Raw genomic sequence first — 17520 nt, forward strand, 5'->3', positions numbered from 1 at the left:
CCCGGTCGTCACGACTCGACGACACGAGAAACCAGGTGGCGTTCGGTTGGCTCCACCCTGTGCAGGGCCGAGTTCAGTGGGAAAGGTCGGTGGCAGCGGTCTCGTCGAGGAGCCAGGTGGTGGATTCGGTGCCGATCGCGCCGGCGGCCGGAATGTCCAGGGGGGACGCTCCGTTCAGCGCGGCGGCCACTGCGGCGGCCTTGGCCTCGCCGGAGACGATGAGCATCACGTGACGGGACTTGCGGATGGCGGGGAGGGTCAGGGTGATGCGGACCGCGGGTGGCTTGGGCGAATTGGTTTCGGCCACAACCAGTTCGTGTTCCTCGCGGGTGGCGGGGGTGTGGGGGAACAGCGAATTGATGTGGCCCTCACCGCCCATGCCCAGCAGGTGCAGGTCGAAGGCGCCGTGTTCGGCCAGGTGGGCGTGGACGGTGGCCGAGTACTCGCCGGCAGCCTCGAGCGGGTCGGGGTAGTCGCCGCTGGAGGTTTCGGTGGGGTGGACGCGGGCCGGGTCGACCGGGACGTGGTCCAGCAGGGCCCGGCGGGCCTGGAGTTCGTTGCGTTCGGCGTCGCCGGTGGGGACGAAACGCTCGTCGCCCCAGAAGACGTCGAGTTTGGACCAGTCGATGTCGCCGGGGGCCTTGCGGACCCATTCCAGCAGGGCGATACCGGTGCCACCACCGGTCAGGACCACCGAGGCGGAGCCGCGCAGACGCTGCGCCTCCACCACCTGGGCGACGAACTTCGCGGCCGCGGCCTGGACGAGTTCGTCGGTGGTGGCGAAGGTTTCGACGGCGGGCTTACTCATAGGTCACCCTTTCGATTCCGGTGAGGGCCTCGGCGTAGATGTCGTCCGCGTCGAGGTGGCGCAGTTCCTCGGCCAGGCAGTCCTTGGTCTCGCGACGGGCCAGCGCGAAACTCTGGTCGGGTTCCCCGGTCCGGGTGAGCGTCGCGGTGCGGCCGTGCTGTGGACGCGCAATGGAGATCGACACCGTGGGCCGGTGCATCTCCACCTTGAGCTCGCCGGTGCGCCGCAATACCGGGCAGTCCAGCCGCGCGGCCAGCCAGCCCGCCAGCATGTCGAGCGCCGGCTCTTCCTGCAGGCCCGAAATCGTCACGGACTCGACGGGTTCGAACGGAGCCTCGTCCAGCGCCGCCGCCAGCAGCGCCCGCCAGTAGGTGACCCGGCTCCACGCCAGATCGGTGTCGCCGGGCGCGTAGGACTGCCGCCGGCCCTTGATGGTCTCCTGCGGATCCGAGGCGAAGGTCGCGTCGGTGATGCGGCGGGTCGCCAGGCGGCCCACCGAATCCTTGGACGGGAACTCCGGCGCGCCCCGCGGCCACCACGCCACCACGGGGGTGTCGGGCAGCAGGAACGGGATCACCACACTCGACTCGTGCGGCACCAGATCCCCTTGCAGCCGAAGCACTATCACCTCGGCCGCCCCGGCGTCACCGCCGACGCGGATCTGCGCATCCAGCCGGGTCGGAGCCATGCGGTCACCGCGCGCCAGCACGATCACCCGGCACGGGTGCTCCCGGCTGGCGTCGTTGGCGGCGTCGATGGCGTCCTCGGCCTCGGAACTGTCCAGCGTGCACACCACCAGGGTGAGTACCCGCCCCATGGTCACCACGCCATTGGATTCCCGCAGCTGCACAAGACGTTTCGACACCTCGCGGGTGTCGGTGTCGGGCATGTCGATGATCACGGCCGCCGCCATTCCCGCCCGCTGCGCGCGAGCATCTCGTCGGCGGATTCCGGGCCCCAGCCGCCCGCCTCGTACGGGTCGGGCTTGCCGGTCTCGGCCCAGTGCACGAGCGCGGGATCGAGGATGCGCCAGGACAATTCGACCTCCTCGTTGACCGGGAACAGCGACGGCACCCCGAGCAGCACATCCAGGATCAGCCGCTCGTAGGCCTCGGGGGAGTCCTCGGTGAAGGCCTCGCCGTAGCTGAAGTCCATGTTCACGTCGCGCACCTCCATCGACGACCCGGGCACCTTGGACCCGAATCGCATGGTGATGCCCTCATCCGGCTGCACCCGGATGACCAGCGCGTTCTGCCCGAGCTCCTCGGTCATGGTCTGGTCGAACGGCAGGTGCGGGGCCCGCTTGAACACCACCGCGATCTCGGTGACGCGGCGGCCCAGCCGTTTTCCGGTGCGCAGATAGAACGGCACGCCCGCCCAGCGGCGGGTCTCCACGGCCAGGGTGATGGCCGCGTAGGTCTCGGTGTGGGAGTTGGGGTCGAAACCCTCCTCCTGCAGCAGGCCCACCACCGGCTCACTGCCCTGCCAGCCCGCGGTGTACTGGCCGCGTGCCGTCGTCTCGTCGAGCGGCTCGACGAGTTTCGTCGCCGAGAGCACCTTGATCTTCTCGATCTGCAGCTGCTTGGGCTGGAAGCTCACCGGCTCTTCCATGGCCGTCAGCGCCAGCAGCTGCAGCAGGTGGTTCTGGATGACGTCGCGGGCCGCGCCGATGCCGTCGTAGTAGCCGGCGCGACCACCCAGGCCGATGTCCTCGGCCATGGTGATCTGCACATGGTCCACGTAGTTGGCGTTCCAGATGGGATCCCACAGCTGGTTGGCGAAGCGCAGCGCCAGAATGTTCTGCACCGTCTCCTTGCCCAGGTAGTGGTCGATGCGGAACACCGAACGCTCCGGGAACACCGTGTTCACCAGGGCATTGAGCTCCTGGGCGCTCTTCAGGTCGTGCCCGAAGGGCTTCTCGATCACCACCCGCCGCCACGGATCGGGCTGTCCCGCAGGCGAATCCGAGGGCTTGGCCAGTCCGTTCTTCGACAGCTGTTCGAGCACGATCGGGAAGTCACTGGGCGGGATCGACAGGTAGAAGGCGGTATTGCCGCCCGTCCCGCGATCCCGGTCCAGATCCTTGAGGGTGGTGGCCAGCTTGTGGAAGGCCGCGTCGTCCTCGAAGGTGCCGCGAACGAAACGCAGACCCGCCTTCAGTTGCTGCCACACCTCCTCCCGGAAGGGAGTGCGCGCCGAGGAGGACACCGACTCGTGAACCAGGTTCGCGAAGTCCTCATCGGTCCAGTCCCGGCGCGCGAAGCCGACCAGCGAGAAGCCCGGGGGCAGCAGCCCCCGGTTCGCCAGGTCATAGATGGCCGGCAGCACTTTGCGGCGCGACAGGTCGCCGGTTGCGCCGAATATCACCACGTTGCACGGTCCAGCGATGCGCGGAACCCGGCTGTCGCGTGAATCGCGCAGCGGGTTCGGCGTCGCGACCGTCGTCGCCGCGCCTGCCACCGTCAGTTTCCTCCCGCGACCTGCAGTTTTTCGGTGGTGGCCGCGAGCAGTTCCTGCCAGGAGGCGACGAACTTGTCGACGCCCTCGGTCTCGAGCACACCGAACACGTCGTCCAGGTCGACACCGACCGCGACCAGCTGATCGAAGATCGCCTGCGCCTCGGCCGCCTTGCCGACGGCCGCGTTCGGCGCGATCTCGGCGTGGTCGGCGACCGCCTCGAGGGTCTTCTCCGGGAGCGTGTTCACCGTGTCGGGGGCGACCAGGTCGGTGACGTACATGGTGTCCGGGTATTCCGGGTTCTTCACACCGGTCGACGCCCACAGCGCGCGCTGCTTGTTGCCGCCCGCCGACGCCAGCTTCGCGTAGACGTCGGTGTGCTTGCCGCCGTCGAACACATCCTGGTAGGCCGCATAGGCCAACTGCGCGTTGGCGATTCCGGCCTTGCCGCGCAACGCCAGCGCCTCCGGGGTGCCGATGGCTTCCAGACGCTTGTCGATCTCGGTGTCCACGCGGGAGACGAAGAACGAGGCGACCGACTGGATCTTGGCGATGTCGTGCCCGGCGGTCGCGGCATTGCGCAGACCGTCGAGGTAGGCGCCCATCACCGAGATGTAGCGCTGCACCGAGAAGATCAGCGTCACGTTCACGCTGATGCCCTCGGAGATCACCCGGGTGATGGCCGGGAGACCGGCCTCGGTGGCAGGAATCTTGATGAACAGGTTGGGCCGGTCCACGATCTTCCACAGCTCGATGGCCTGGGCCACCGTGCTGTCGGTGTCGAAGGCCAGGCGCGGGTCGACCTCGATCGAAACCCGGCCGTCGACGCCGTTGCTCGCGGCGAAGACCTCGGCGAACACGTCGCAGGCGGCCCGCACATCATCGGTGGTGATGGTGCGGATGGCCGAATCCACATCGGCCCCGCGGGCAGCGAGCTCGGAGACCTGCTCGTCGTAGGCGTGGCCCTTGGAGAGCGCGCCCTGGAAAATGGTCGGGTTGGTGGTGACACCGACGACATTGCGAGAGTCGATCAGGCCCTGGAGGTTTCCGGACTTGATGCGATCACGCGACAGGTCGTCCAGCCACACCGAAACCCCGGCGGCCGACAGGGCCGCGGTGTTCGCGTTCTGGGTCATGAGGACTATCCCTTCACCTTGGCAAGCGAGCGGGTGGCAGCGGCGACGACGGCATCGGCGGTGATGCCGAACTCGCGGAACAACGTCTTGTAGTCGGCCGAGGCACCGAAGTGCTCGATGGACACGTTCTCACCGGCGTCACCGGTGAAACGGTGCCACGGCATCGCGATACCGGCCTCCACCGAGACGCGGGCCCGCACCGATGGCGGGAGGACCTCGTCGCGGTAGGACTGCTCCTGCGCGTCGAACCACTCCACACACGGCATGGACACCACGCGGGTGCCGACGCCCTGTGCCTCGAGCGTAGCGCGCGCCTCGACGGCGAGCTGCAGTTCCGAACCGGTGGCGATCAGGATTACCTGCGGTGCGGCGGTGGAGGATTCGGCCAGGATGTAGCCGCCCTTGCGGACGCCCTCGTAGCTGGTGCCCTCCTGGATCGGCAGGTCCTGGCGGGTCAGGGCCAGCGCGGACGGGCCGTCCTGGTGCGGCGGCTCGGAGACCAGGAAGTGCGAATGCCGTTCGGCGCTATCGCGTTCCAGGATGGTGCGCCAGGCGTAGGTGGTCTCGTTGGCGTCGCCGGGGCGGACCACGTTCAGGCCCGGGATGGCGCGCAGCGCGGCGAGGTGCTCGATCGGCTGGTGGGTCGGGCCGTCCTCGCCGAGGCCGATGGAGTCGTGGGTCCACACGTAGGTGACCGGGGTGCGCATGAGCGCGCCCAGGCGCACGGCCGGGCGCATGTAGTCGGAGAACACCAGGAAGGTGCCACCGTACGGACGGGTCGGTCCGTGCAGCGCGATGCCGTTCAGGATCGAGCCCATCGCGTGCTCACGCACACCGAAATGCAGGGTGCGGCCGTACGGGTTGGCCTTCCACGCACCGGTGGAGATGGACTCCGGGCCGAACGACGGCACACCCGGCATGGTGGTGTTGTTGGACTCGGCCAGGTCGGCCGAGCCGCCCCACAGCTCCGGCAGCACCGGCGCCAGCGCGGCGAGCACCTTGCCGGAAGCCTTGCGGGTGGCCATGCCCTTCGGGTCCGCCTCGTAGGTCGGCAGGGTCTCGGCCCAGCCCTCGGGCAGACGACGCTCCTGCAGGCGGTCGAACAGCGCCTTGTTCTCCGGGTTGGCGGCGGCCCAGGCGTCGTACTGCTCCTGCCAGACGGCACGCACGGCCTTGGCGCGGTCGGCGACATTGCCGCGCGAGTGCGCGATGACCGCGCCGTCCACGTCGAAGCTCTTCTCCGGGTCGAAGCCCAGGATCTTCTTGGTGGCCGCGACCTCGTCGGCGCCCAGCGCGGCGCCGTGCGAGGAGCCGGTGTTCATCTTGTTCGGGGCCGGGTAGCCGATGATGGTGCGCAGCAGAATGATCGACGGCTTGTCGGTCACGGCCTGCGCCGCGGCGATGGCCGCCTCGATGCCGGTCACGTCCTCGCCGCCCTCGACGGTCTGCACGTGCCAGCCGTAGGCGCGGTAGCGCGCGGCGGTGTCCTCGGTGAAGGCGATGCGGGTGTCGTCCTCGATGGAGATCCTGTTGTCGTCGTAGAAGACGATCAGGTTGCCCAGCTGCTGGGTGCCCGCCAGCGAGGACGCCTCGGAGGTGACGCCCTCCTCCATGTCACCGTCGGAGGCCACCACGTAGATGAAGTGGTCGAACGGCGACTTGCCCTGTGCCGCTTCGGGATCGAACAGCCCGCGCTCGCGCCGCGCCGCCATCGCCATGCCGACCGCCGACGCCAGGCCCTGGCCCAGCGGGCCGGTGGTGATCTCGACGTGGTCGGTGTGGCGGTACTCCGGGTGACCCGGGGTCAGCGAACCCCACTTGCGCAGGTGCTCGAGGTCGGTCAGCTCGAGACCCATGCCCGCCAGGTACAGCTGGATGTACAGGGTGAGGCTGGAGTGACCGCAGGAGAGCACGAAACGGTCGCGGCCCGCCCAGGCCGGATCACTGGGATCCAGCCGCATCACACGCTGGAACAGCGTGTAGGCCAGCGGGGCCAGGCTCATCGCGGTGCCCGGATGGCCGTTGCCGGTGTTCTGGACCGCATCGGCGGCGAGGACCCGCGCCGTATCGACGGCTCTGGTATCCAGATCGGTCCAGTCGGTGGGGTGGTTCGGCTGAGTGAGCGCGCGGATGTCGTCTGTGACTGACACGACCGAGGTTCTCCTGACCTTCTCGTCAAACGATGCGGTTGTGGGCGGCGGGGGATTCGCTGCGTTCGATCCGGGTGCGACGCGGCCGCACCGATCTACAACCACCCTAAAGGGCGGCGTTTCGTGGTCATACGGGAACCCGCAATCACTGCCCGCCGCGTCTCTGGTTCGTGGCGTTTCCCGGACCTGTTCGTGACTGCCCGGTGTACGCATCGCGAACCGGTCTCGGGCCGCGCCGGGGTGGACCTGGTCGGGAGCATGGTCGCCGTGGGTCTACCATGCTCTGTAGTAGTGGCCGCGCCGCACTGGGCTGTGTCTGGAGATCGGCAGAGCGCGCTGCTAGTTCCAGACCGGATCGGATAATGCACGGCGTGCGAGGAGAAACAGTGGGGATTGGGCAACAGCCGGGTGGCGCTCACGGCTCCTCCGGGGCGGTGCTCGCCGACCGTGTCACGGGCAGCGGCCCGCTGTCGGCGGCGGCCAGGCGGGTGCTCGCCTACATCGCGCTGACCAAGCCCCGGGTCATCGAATTGCTGCTCGTCGCAACGATTCCCACCATGCTGCTGGCCGACCGCGGCCACGTCGACATCCGGCTCATCCTGGTCACCCTGTTCGGCGGCTGGATGGGCGCGGCCAGCGCCAACACCCTCAACTGCGTCGCCGACGCCGATATCGACAAGGTGATGAAGCGGACCTCCAAGCGTCCGCTGGCCCGCGAGGCCGTACCCACCCGCAATGCCTTCGTCTTCGGCGTCACCCTCGGCCTGGCCTCCTTCGCCTGGCTGTGGTGGCAGGCCAATCTGCTCTCGGGCGCGCTGGTCGTGGCGACCATCCTGTTCTACGTCTTCGTCTACACCCTCGGCCTCAAGCGCCGGACCTCGCAGAACGTGGTGTGGGGCGGGGCCGCCGGCTGCATGCCCGCGCTGGTCGGCTGGTCCGCGGCGACCGGAAACATCGGCTGGCCCGCCATCGTGCTGTTCCTGGTGATCTTCTTCTGGACGCCGCCGCACACCTGGGCGCTCGCCATGCGGTACAAGGAGGACTACAAGGCCGCGGGCGTGCCGATGCTCCCGGTCGTCGCCACCGAGCAGACGGTCACCAAGCAGATCGTCATCTACACCTGGCTGACCGTCCTGGCCACCCTCGCCCTGGTCCCCGCCGCCGGTGTGATCTACGCCGCCGTCGCGCTGGTGGCCGGCGCCTGGTTCCTGCTCATGGCCCACCAGCTGTACTCCGGTGTGCGCAAGGGCGAATCGGTCAAGCCCCTGCGACTGTTCCTGCAGTCCAACAACTATCTGGCCGTCGTGTTCTGCGGTCTTGCCGTCGACTCGGTGCTCGGCTGGCACACCATCGGCCACACCCTCTTCGGCTGATCCCGACGCGCGTGTCGATCCGGCTCCCGGCCGTTCGATGACAGGGTAGGGGCGGAACCGCCGCCCACTCACCCGAGAGGACCGCGTCATGCCGAAACTTCGCGTCCACAATTTCGCCGTCTCCCTGGACGGTTTCGCCGCCGGACCCGAGCAGGGCCCCGACGCCCCGCTGGGGATCGGCGGAGAACGCCTGCACGACTGGGTCTTCCGGACCCGATACGGCCGCGAGATGATCGGCGAGAGCGGCGGCGACCTCGGCGCCGACAACGATCTCCTCGCCGCGGGAGACCGCGGTATCGGGGCCACCATCATGGGCCGCAACATGTTCGGCCCGATCCGCGGTGACTGGCCCGACCACTCCTGGACCGGCTGGTGGGGCGACAACCCGCCGTATCACCACGACACCTTCGTCATGACCCATCACCCCCGCCCTGCGCTTCCGATGCAGGGCGGCACCACCTTCCACTTCGTCTCCGACACCCCCGAAGCCGTCCTGAAGCAGGCTTGCGAGGCGGCCGGAGGTCAGGATGTCCGCCTGGGCGGCGGCGCGGGCACCATCCGCCAGTTCCTGGCGGCGGGCCTGATCGACGAACTGCACGTGGTGCAGGTCCCGATCCTGCTCGGGTCCGGCGAACGGCTGTTCCAGGACCTCGGCACCCTGCCCGGTTACCGCCTGTCGGACCTGATCAGTACCAGGGCCGTCACCCACCTCTGGTTCACCAGGCAATAGGCGCGGGCGCGCAGGGCCTGTTCGCGCACCGGCTCATTCACTCGCGGTGCCGGGGCGGGGGAGCGGACCGCGCAGGATCGCCGCCGCCTCGGTGCCGACGGCTCGTCGCAGTTGCTCGGTCGGCATGTCGTCGAGTCCGGCGGCATTGCGCAGGAACGGTTCGAACAGCTGCCAGCCGAGCATGAACGCGGCCACATTCGCGACGGCCATGGCGGCGTCCCGGTCGTCGGCGTGCTGCGTCCGAGCCTGATCGATCAGGGATTCGATGACCGGGAACCGGCTCTGCATCTGCCCGACCGGGTAGCCGTCGAGGATCGCACGGGCCAGCACACTCCAGTGCCGGCGCAGGCGCGGGTCGTCCGGTGAGAGCGCGCCCGCCGCGGCCAGTGCCGCGGTTTCGGCGGCCAGGTGATCGAGCACGGCCGTCACCACTTTGTCCTTGGCCCCGAGGTGGCGGAAGACCAATCCGTGGTTGACCCCGGCCCGGTCGGCGATATCGCGGATGGAGGTCGCGGCCGGGCCGCGCTCGGCGAACAGGTCGGCGGCGTGGGTGAGCACGGCCGAGACGACGGCGTCGCGCCCGAGCGGTCCGCCTTCGTCCGAGGAAGTCCTTGCGGCGGGTGTAGTCATGCGACTACAGTAGCGCACATCAGGTGTAGTCAATTGACTACAGTCCATTCGATCAGCGAAGGAAGACCGTCATGACTGTGATCGCCGACAAAGACCCCGCCGCCGATTTCGCGCCCCGGACCGTTCAGCTCCCTGGATATCCGGTGTGGTCGGGCCCGTTCACCCACCTCGCCGCCGAACGCGACCGGCTGGCCGGGCTGCGCTGGCAGAGTTTCGACGCCCGCCCGGTGGGTGCCACGCTGGGCGCCGAGATCTCCGGCGTCGATCTGACCCGCGAGCAACCGGACGCGGTGATCGCCGAGGTGCGGCGGGCGCTGCACGAGTACAAGGTGCTGTTCTTCCGTGACCAGCCGCTCACCCCGCAGCAGCACGTGGCCTTCGCGCGCCGCTTCGGCGAGCTCGAGGTCCACCCCTTCATCCCCTCCAACACCAGCTGCCCCGAGCTCGTCCGCTTCGAGAAGAGCGCTCAGGTCAGCGGATTCGAGAATGCCTGGCATCACGACGTCACCTGGCGCGAGCAGCCCTCGATGGGCGCTGTCCTGCACGCGATCTCGGTTCCCGCGATCGGCGGCGACACCCTGTTCGCCGACATGTACGCCGCCTACGACGCACTCGACGCCGAGACCCGCGCACGCATCGAAACCCTCGACGCCGTCCACGATTTCACTCGCGCCTTCGGCCACACGCTCAACGACGAACAGCGGGAGAAGATGCGCGCGGAGCATCCGGCGGTCCGCCACCCCGTGGTCAGCACACACGCGGTCACCGGTCGCAAACACCTCTACGTCAACCGCGTTTTCGCCGACCACATCCACGGCCTCGACCTCGACGAGAGCCGCGCCCTCATCGATCGCCTGTGCCGCACCGCCGACGCCCCCGAACACCAGGTCCGCCTGCACTGGGAGCCCCACACGGTCGCCTTCTGGGACAACCGTGCCGTCCAGCACTACGCCGCCAGCGACTACTGGCCGCAGGTGCGGATCATGGAGCGCGCCTCCATCATCGGCCCACGCCCCAGCCGCTGACCGCCGAGGTCGCCCGCCGGAGGGTGCGACGGGCGACCGTACGGATGGCCTCCCGGACGATTCGCTGGGCATGTAACCGATAGCAGCGCTTCGCTTTTCGCGTCGACCATCCCACCTGGCCCTGGGCACTGGGAGTCGCCCGAAGCTCGGTAGCAGCTCTGCGGAGACAGGCACGCCCGAGGGGTGGCCGGCGCCGGTGTGGCGAGGGGAGCGGCGGATAATCGATTGATCCGATTCGGAATTCGCTGGAACACTGACTTGGCTCGACTCCTGGAACGTCGGCTTCACCGAATTACGAGGGAGGGTTCGGCATGTCTCGGCCGGTTCGAATTCTGGTGTGTGGCGGCGGGATCGCGGGGAACGCGGTCGCGTTGCAGCTGTTGCGGGGCGGGACGGCCGTCACCGTCGTGGAGCGGGCGCCGGTCCCGCGCCCGGGTGGGCAGGCCGTCGACCTGCGCGGGCCCAGCCGCAAGGTGGCCGAGCGGATGGGGCTGATGCCCGGGATCCGCAAGCGGCAGCTCGACGAGCGGGGGATGGTGTTCGTCGACGAGGCGGGCCGGCAGCGGTCCCGGATGCCGGCGGAGATGTTCGGCGGCGAGGGGCCCGTCGCCGATATCGAGATCGCCCGCGGCGAGCTCAATCAGGTGCTGCTCGACGAGATCGCCGGTCTGCCTGCGGAATCCGAGGTACTCGACTATCGGTACGGGGAATGGGTCGAGGAGCTGGAGCAGGACGGCGACGGGGTGAAGGTCCGGTTCGCCTCCGGCGCGACGGACGAGTTCGATGCGGTGATCGGCGCGGACGGACTGCATTCGGCCCTGCGGGAACGGGTGTTCGGCCCGGAGGAGCGGTACTCCGAGTATCTCGGGGCCTACATCGCCTTCTTCACCATTCGGACGCCGCCGGGCACCGGTCTGGAAACCGGTTGGGTCGGGTTGCTGCCCGTGCCGGGCAGCATGGTCGCACTGCGGCCCGATCCGGATCCGGCGACCTCGATGGCCATCTTCTCCACCCGGGTACCCGCCGATCCCGCCCTGCGCGGGGATATCACGATGCAGCAGCACCTGATTCGCGAACGGCTGACCGGTCACGGCTGGGTGATTCCGGCGATTCTGGACGCCATGCCCGCGGCGCCCGACTTCTACTTCGACGAGGTGGCCCGGGTCCGGATGCCGCGCTGGTCGCAGGGCCGGGTGGTGCTGCTCGGCGACGCCGCCTACTGCGGATCGCCGATGACCGGTATGGGCACCGCGCTCGCACTGATCGGCGCGTACCTGCTCGCGGGTGAACTCCTCAGCGCGCCTGCGGATTTCGAGCGGGCCTTCGAGCGATACGAGCAGATCCTGCGGCCGCTGGTGACCGAGGTGCAGAAGGGCACCGAGAAATCGGTGCGGCTCCGCCATCCCGAAACCCGCCGCGGCGTCGCGATCATGCAGATCCTGATGCGGGTGCTGGTGTGGGCACCGTTGCGCCCGGTGCGCGCCCTGCTCACCCATCTGATCGGCAAGCAGGGCGAATATCCGCTACCGGACTATGCCTGAGCTCGTCAGCTCTCGTCGAGGACCTCGCGCAGTCGGTCGGCGAAGGCCTCCGGCTGCCCCGGGTAGCCGCCGTCGGGACCGGTGAATCCGCCGTGGTGACTGGGGAACACGACCGGGCTGCTGCCCAGGATGGCCGCGGTGGCCTCGGCGGTGCGGCCGGTGAAGACGCCCTTGGACTCCTCGCCCACGGCGATCAGCACCCGCGTGCTCGCCGCCTGCAGCGCCGCGACATCGGGGGCATAGTCGGTCACCGCCCAGGAGGCTTCCGACAGCAGCGGGTCGTCGCGGGTGCCGTCGTCGATGGTGGGCATGCCGAACATGGCCGGATCGGCCGGCGGCTGGGCGAAGTAGGCGTCGGTGAGCTCGCCCTGCCACGAGGTCCAGGCGATGAACGCCGCCATGCCCGCGAAGGATCCCTTGGCCTGGTAGGCGTCGCGGACCGCGGCGCGGGCGCGCTCGGCGGCCGCCGCGTCGGGCAGCACCGGGATCATCGGCGGCTCGTGCGCCACCAGTGTGGCCACATCGTCCGGATGTGCGGTGACCAGGGCCAGCGCGGTGACCGCGCCGCCACTGCTGGCGAACAGGTCGACCGGGCCCACGCCGAGCGCGGTGATCAGCGCGTGCACATCCTCGGCCTGGACGGTCGGCGAATTGTCGGTGCGCCCGTCCTTGCGGACGCTGCGGCCGAGCCCGCGCGGGTCGTAGGTGATCACGGTCCGCTCCGGGAAATACGAAGCCAGCGTGGCGAATCCGTCGGCGGTCATGGGCTGGCCGATCATCATGAGCGGCCGGTGCGCGCTCGCGGACGGCGCGGGTCCCAGCAGGTCGTAGGCGAGATCGGCTTCGGGTGTTTCGAGGATGTGTTCGGTCATATCGGTAGGGACGGTACCGCGTGGCGGAATTCATCGGTGGCTCCGCGACGGTGTGTCACGATGGCGGAGTACAGCCGGGCCGACGAATGAGCGGTGATGATGGCGCACGGAATTCGGAACACGATGACAGCGCTCGGGCTCTGCGGAGTGCTCCTGTCGGCGACCGCGTGTGGCGGTTCGGCCACGAAGCCCCCGGCGATCACCGCACCCCCGGCGGGCACCACCATGACCCTCGACGGCGCCGTCTACGGTCAGCCGATCGTGGCAGGAGACACGGTCTTCGCCGCCACCGAGAACGATTCGGTCTACGCGATCGCCAACGGCGACGTCCGGTGGCGCACCCACCTCGCCGACCCGGTCGCGGGCTCGGACCTCCCGTGCGGTGACATCGACCCGGTCGGCATCACCGGCCGGCCGGCGTACGACGATGCGACACACCGCCTTTACGTCGTCGCCGAATCCGCGGGCGCACGCAAGACCCTCTACGGCCTCGATTCCGGCACCGGCGCGGTCACCCTCCGCGTTCCCGTCGACCCGCCGTTCAGCGATCCGCCCGCCACGCTGCAACGTCCCGCCCTGACGGTGCGCGGCGGCCGGGTCTACGCTGCCTTCGGCGGTAACTACGGCGACTGCGGCACTTATACGGGAGCGGTTGCCGCCGTGGATGTTTCGACCAGCGCGGTCGAGTGGTACCGGGGCTCGACGAGCGGCCGGGGCGGCATCTGGGCGCCCGGCGCGGCGGCCGAAGCCGATGGGCTCCTGTACTACTCGGTCGGCAATGGCGACGCCGAACCGGGAGACGCCTACGACGACACCGACTCGGTCATCGCCCTGACCCCCGACCTGCGCCGGACCGACTTCTTCGCCCCCGCGGGCTGGGCCCAGGACAATGCCGCCGACCACGATCTGGGCAGCATGAACCCGGTGCTGGTCCAGGGCCGCCTGGTCATGGCCGGGAAATCCGGCGACGGCTACGTTCTCGATCCCGCGCACCTGGGCGGAATCTCCTCGGCCGCACCGGCTTTCACCGGGTGCCGCGCCTTCGGCCCGGCCGCGGTCGCGGGTGATGTGGCCTACCTGCCGTGTGCCAACGGCACCATGGCGATTCGCGTGACCGCCGCGGGCGCTGCCACAGTGCTGTGGCGCACCAACGCTCCCGCGAACGGCCCGCCGGTGGTCGCCGCCGGGCGCGTCTGGGCGACCGATTGGCACGCCGGCACGCTCTACGCCCTCGACCCGGCCACCGGAAAGGTGCTCGCCCAGTACGGAACCGGGCCGGTTCCGCACTTCGCCACCCCCGCGGTCGGGAGCGGCGTGCTCATCCTCGGCACCACGGCCGGCGTGGAGACCTTCCGGCTTCCCTAGCCCCGCACCGGATTCCGGCGCGGGGGAGTGGTCAGTTGCAGGGCTGCAACGGGAAACAGGCGGGCGCGATGGTCGTCGACGGCAGCGTCGGGTCCACCGAGTGCGTCGAGGTGGTCGCCTGGACGACCGTGGAGTGCGGCGACTGCTGTTTGCTGGGCGACGACGTGGTCCGGCCCGTGCAGGCGATGGCGACGACCAGGATGATCACCGCCAGCACCAGGCCGCCGATGATCGGCAGATCCTTGCGCCGCTTCTTCCCGGTCCCGCTCGTGGCCTGCCGCTCGTTCCACAACGGGAACCGCTCGCGCTCCTGCGACGGACCGGAAGGACCGGGCTGCGGCCAGGACTGGGGGCCCGGCCCGAAACCCGGCGGCGCGGGTTGACGCGGCTGCGGCGGTTGCCCGAACTGCGGCGCACCGGGCGGCGCGGGCAGGGGCTGGGTCGGCGCGGGCTGCGTCGGCCGCCCGGCCGGGGCCGCGCCCGGGATCGGTGTCGGAGGCGGTGGCGTGCCCCGGCTCGGCGCCTTCGGCTCGGACCTGCCCGCCAGCGCGCGGTAGGCCCGCTCGGCCGCGGTCGCCGAGGTGGCACCCGCGAACGCGGCCGCGGCGGCACTGCCTCCGCTGCGGCGCGCCGGATCCTGCTGTACGACAGGACGATCACCGCCGCTCGCAGATTCGGCAGCGGGTCCCGGCTCGGCCGGGCCGCTCCCGCCCGTGCCCTCGCCGAAATGGACGGGCACCGACGGGACCGACGGCACCATCACCTCGGTCGGCCGGTTCGCGAACGGCAGGGGAGCGTCGCGTGCCGAGTCCGGCACCGGGAATCCCTCCGACACCAGATCGGAATAGGTTGCGGCGGCGGCGAACCCGAGCGACCCCAGCGCCTGCCCGACCTGTCCCGCATCCCACGACGCCGGGGCGCCCTCGGCCAGCGTGGTGAAATAGGCCCGCAGCGACGACGGCCCGTCGCCGATCAGCACGTCGATACCGGCGGGCAGCGCGCCCTTCTCCAGCTTCACGCGACTGCCCAGCTGCGGCACCAGCAGCACCAGCCCGCTGACCGGTACATGCTCGCGTCCCGGTGCGGAGCGCAATTGCCCGGCGAGGTCCACGGTCTGGCGGCGCACCCGCTCCAGCGGATCGGCGTCCCCGTCGATGGGTGCGGGCTTGCCGTCCACGGTCCACGGCTGATCCTGCGCGCACGCCAGGGTCCCGGTCACCCGCTCGGTGAACCCGTGCACGCCGACCACCACACAGGTCTGCGGCGTCCACACCACCACATCGGCGTCCTGGCACTGCACGACCGCGATACCGGGCACGGCGTGCGGCCCGCTCCAGGATTTGAGCCAGTTCACCACGGTGCGTTCGGTGCTCGACAGCCGCGACGGATCGTCGTTACGGACCTTCACCAACATCCCAGAACCACCTCTGACCGATGCGCCTCTACCTGCCGGCCGCCCGAACCCTCGCCGCGACCACCTTACGGGGTCGCGGCACCCTCGTGTGGCCGAAAATGTACGGTCTCAGCGAATCGTCTTGCGCGGCAGCATGATCATTCTGCACGGTCGGCCCGGGACTCGGGATCCCAGGGGCTTTCGCCCCGATACGCCCGGCATGCGAACTCCGGCAGTTACCGCTCGGTAGGCGTGCTACGGGATCCGACATATCCGTCGGGGCGGACGAGCACCCAGCTGCCGTCGGCCGCATCGTAGGCCCGCTGCGCGTCCCCCGCGGCGTCGGTGAATTCACCCTTGCCGGAGGCGGATTCCGCCCGGACCAGGCGCACGGTCCGCAGCTCCGCCGCGGGGGATCCGGCCCGATCGGCCGTCGTGTCCGGTCCGAACAGCAACAGCGTGGCGTGGGGACCGCGGAACAGGTCGAACAGCCGAACGGTCTTTCCGTTGGCATCGATCAGAGGTGCGTCGGGGGCGCGGTCACCGGCCCGGAGCCCCGCCGCGTCGTCGCCGGTCTCCCGGTAGCTGATATCGAGCTGGTGGGTGCCGTTCACGGATTGTCGTGTCCCGTGACCTGCCTGATTGCTCAGGCAGGGTTGGCCCGCAACCGCGGTTTCGGGTCTTCCCGTGGCGGTACCACTGCCCGGCGAGCCGGGTCTGACACGGTTTCCATCGGGCATGTTTACCGTCCCGCCGCAACTCTGCGTGGACGCCAACTTCGCCAGGTTTCTGGCGGCGTTGAGATCACGATCGAGCACGAGTCCGCATCGACCGCAGACGAATATCCGCTCGGACAGGGTCAGTTTGGCTTTCACGAACCCACACGACGAGCAGGTCTTGGAACTGGGATAGAACCGATCCGCCACCACCAGTGTGCCGCCGTGGCGGCGGGTCTTATAGCCCAGCTGGCGCCGCAGCTCACCGAACCCAGCGTCGGCGATGTGCTTGGCAAGACGCCGATTCTTCAGCATGCCAGCCACATTGAGGTCTTCCACGACGACGACCCCGCAACGGGAGGCCAGCGCGGTCGTGAGTTTGTGCACACCGTCGCGACGCATCGCCGCAACCCGATGTTCGAGCCGGGCAGCTTTGGCGTTGGCCTTCAGCCACCGCTTCGACGGCGCCACCCCGCGCTGATGGTCGGGCCCGCGGCGACGGGCACACGCGCGGGCCAGGCGACATCGGTGCCGTTGCGCTCGCTGATAGTGCCGCGAATTCGCGACCCTGCCCTCTGCATCGGTAACACCGGGCACCTCCTGTGAGGTAACTGCAAGGCACTTCAGCCCCAAGTCCACTCCGACCCGGGCATCGGGGTGGACCGGTTGCCGGTCGGAGTGCACCAGACGCACGGTGAACGACACCCACCAGCGTCCCCTGGAGTACGAGATCGTCATCGACCCCAGCCGCGCGGTCTCGTTCGCCAAGCGCAGCCCCAGTTTCCGGGTCGATTCGCCGGTGCGGACGGACCCAATACGGGGAATCTTCACGCGACGGTACCCGTCGTCGAGACCGTAGGAGCCGGTGGTGACGGTAAACGATTGCCGCGCATGCTTCTTCTTGTGACGGGGCAAGCCCATCGGCGGCCCGGATCGGGTGCCCCGCTTGGACTTGCGGTGGTTTGCGAACGCGTCGGCCAGCTGCGCCAGCCCGGATGCGTAGGCTTCCTTGCTGTTCTCACGCCACCACGGCGCGACACGCTCCTGCTCCGCGTTCCAAGCCCTGCGCAAACCATAAGCAGACAGGTCGATCCACGGAGTCAACTCGTCGTCGGGGATGCCGTAGGAGGCCTCCGCGCGGCGCTGGTTCCAATTGGCGAGAACCTTGCGAATGCCCCAGTTGTAGGCGAAACGTGCTGCGCCACAATGCGACCGCAACGCCTCCTCTTGGTCGAACGTCGGCTCCAATACGAAGCGGTAGGCCGACACCGTCGTCCCCGCAGTCCCACTGGACGGCATAGGCGCGGACCCGGATTCGCTCACG

At 69.3% G+C, this 17520-nt stretch carries 14 protein-coding genes; 5 read left to right on the forward strand and 9 right to left on the reverse strand.

The features are described from left to right. Positions 1-73: 73 nt before the first annotated feature. Genes pgl through tkt form a run of 5 tightly spaced genes read right to left on the reverse strand, consistent with a single transcriptional unit; the run spans position 74 to position 6551 of the window. Positions 74-808, reverse strand: coding sequence for a 6-phosphogluconolactonase (pgl, locus tag ACFXIV_RS04380; protein WP_379401860.1), 735 nt, complete (start codon positions 806-808; stop codon positions 74-76). After that, the gene (gene opcA, locus ACFXIV_RS04385) at positions 801-1709 is read right to left on the reverse strand and encodes a glucose-6-phosphate dehydrogenase assembly protein OpcA (protein WP_379401861.1); all 909 of its coding nucleotides are present in this window, start codon (positions 1707-1709) and stop codon (positions 801-803) included. Before opcA ends, pgl begins: the two co-directional genes overlap by 8 nt. Further along, positions 1706-3268, reverse strand: coding sequence for a glucose-6-phosphate dehydrogenase (zwf, locus tag ACFXIV_RS04390; protein ID WP_379401862.1), 1563 nt, complete (start codon positions 3266-3268; stop codon positions 1706-1708). Before zwf ends, opcA begins: the two co-directional genes overlap by 4 nt. A gap of 2 nt (positions 3269-3270) precedes the next feature. Then, positions 3271-4401 (reverse strand): transaldolase, encoded by a 1131-nt coding sequence (gene tal / locus ACFXIV_RS04395; protein ID WP_379401863.1) that lies wholly within the window; start codon positions 4399-4401, stop codon positions 3271-3273. 5 nt (positions 4402-4406) lie between these two features. Continuing rightward, a complete protein-coding gene (tkt, locus tag ACFXIV_RS04400) occupies positions 4407-6551 on the reverse strand; it encodes a transketolase (protein WP_379401864.1) in 2145 nt (714 codons plus the stop codon). A 386-nt stretch (positions 6552-6937) separates the two neighbouring features. On the opposite strand from tkt, the gene ACFXIV_RS04405 reads away from it, so the two are divergent. Together ACFXIV_RS04405 and ACFXIV_RS04410 are read left to right on the forward strand one after the other, a co-directional pair. Continuing rightward, the gene (locus ACFXIV_RS04405) at positions 6938-7924 is read left to right on the forward strand and encodes a heme o synthase (protein WP_379401865.1); all 987 of its coding nucleotides are present in this window, start codon (positions 6938-6940) and stop codon (positions 7922-7924) included. Between the two features lie 88 nt (positions 7925-8012). Beyond that, positions 8013-8654, forward strand: coding sequence for a dihydrofolate reductase family protein (locus tag ACFXIV_RS04410; protein ID WP_379401866.1), 642 nt, complete (start codon positions 8013-8015; stop codon positions 8652-8654). 33 nt (positions 8655-8687) lie between these two features. Here the strand turns inward: ACFXIV_RS04410 and ACFXIV_RS04415 are convergent, their stop codons facing one another. Beyond that, complete coding sequence (locus ACFXIV_RS04415; protein ID WP_379401867.1) at positions 8688-9284, reverse strand: helix-turn-helix domain-containing protein; 597 nt, start codon at positions 9282-9284, stop codon at positions 8688-8690. A gap of 71 nt (positions 9285-9355) precedes the next feature. Here ACFXIV_RS04415 and ACFXIV_RS04420 point away from each other — a divergent pair, with 71 nt between their 5' ends. Both ACFXIV_RS04420 and ACFXIV_RS04425 read left to right on the forward strand, forming a co-directional pair. Beyond that, entirely contained in the window at positions 9356-10309 is a 954-nt protein-coding gene (locus ACFXIV_RS04420) for a TauD/TfdA dioxygenase family protein (protein WP_379401868.1), read from the forward strand. Between the two features lie 311 nt (positions 10310-10620). Continuing rightward, positions 10621-11850, forward strand: a complete 1230-nt coding sequence (locus ACFXIV_RS04425; protein ID WP_379401869.1) for an FAD-dependent monooxygenase — start codon at positions 10621-10623, stop codon at positions 11848-11850. 5 nt (positions 11851-11855) lie between these two features. Here the strand turns inward: ACFXIV_RS04425 and ACFXIV_RS04430 are convergent, their stop codons facing one another. Further along, positions 11856-12722: an alpha/beta fold hydrolase gene (locus ACFXIV_RS04430; RefSeq protein ID WP_379401870.1), complete on the reverse strand. Its 867-nt coding sequence runs from the start codon at positions 12720-12722 to the stop codon at positions 11856-11858. A gap of 123 nt (positions 12723-12845) precedes the next feature. Between ACFXIV_RS04430 and ACFXIV_RS04435 the strand changes: the two genes are divergently transcribed. Next, complete coding sequence (locus ACFXIV_RS04435) at positions 12846-14087, forward strand: PQQ-binding-like beta-propeller repeat protein (protein ID WP_379401871.1); 1242 nt, start codon at positions 12846-12848, stop codon at positions 14085-14087. Positions 14088-14118: 31 nt separating this feature from the next. Here the strand turns inward: ACFXIV_RS04435 and ACFXIV_RS04440 are convergent, their stop codons facing one another. Beyond that, a complete protein-coding gene (locus ACFXIV_RS04440) occupies positions 14119-15501 on the reverse strand; it encodes a hypothetical protein (protein WP_379401872.1) in 1383 nt (460 codons plus the stop codon). 215 nt (positions 15502-15716) lie between these two features. Then, positions 15717-17519 carry an IS607 family element RNA-guided endonuclease TnpB gene (tnpB, locus tag ACFXIV_RS04445; protein ID WP_379401873.1) on the reverse strand — a complete coding sequence of 601 codons (1803 nt, stop codon included), beginning with the start codon at positions 17517-17519 and terminating at the stop codon, positions 15717-15719. Position 17520 lies beyond the last annotated feature (1 nt).

Origin of the sequence: Nocardia sp. NPDC059236 (assembly GCF_042754085.1) — a bacterium.
Taxonomy (GTDB): domain Bacteria; phylum Actinomycetota; class Actinomycetes; order Mycobacteriales; family Mycobacteriaceae; genus Nocardia.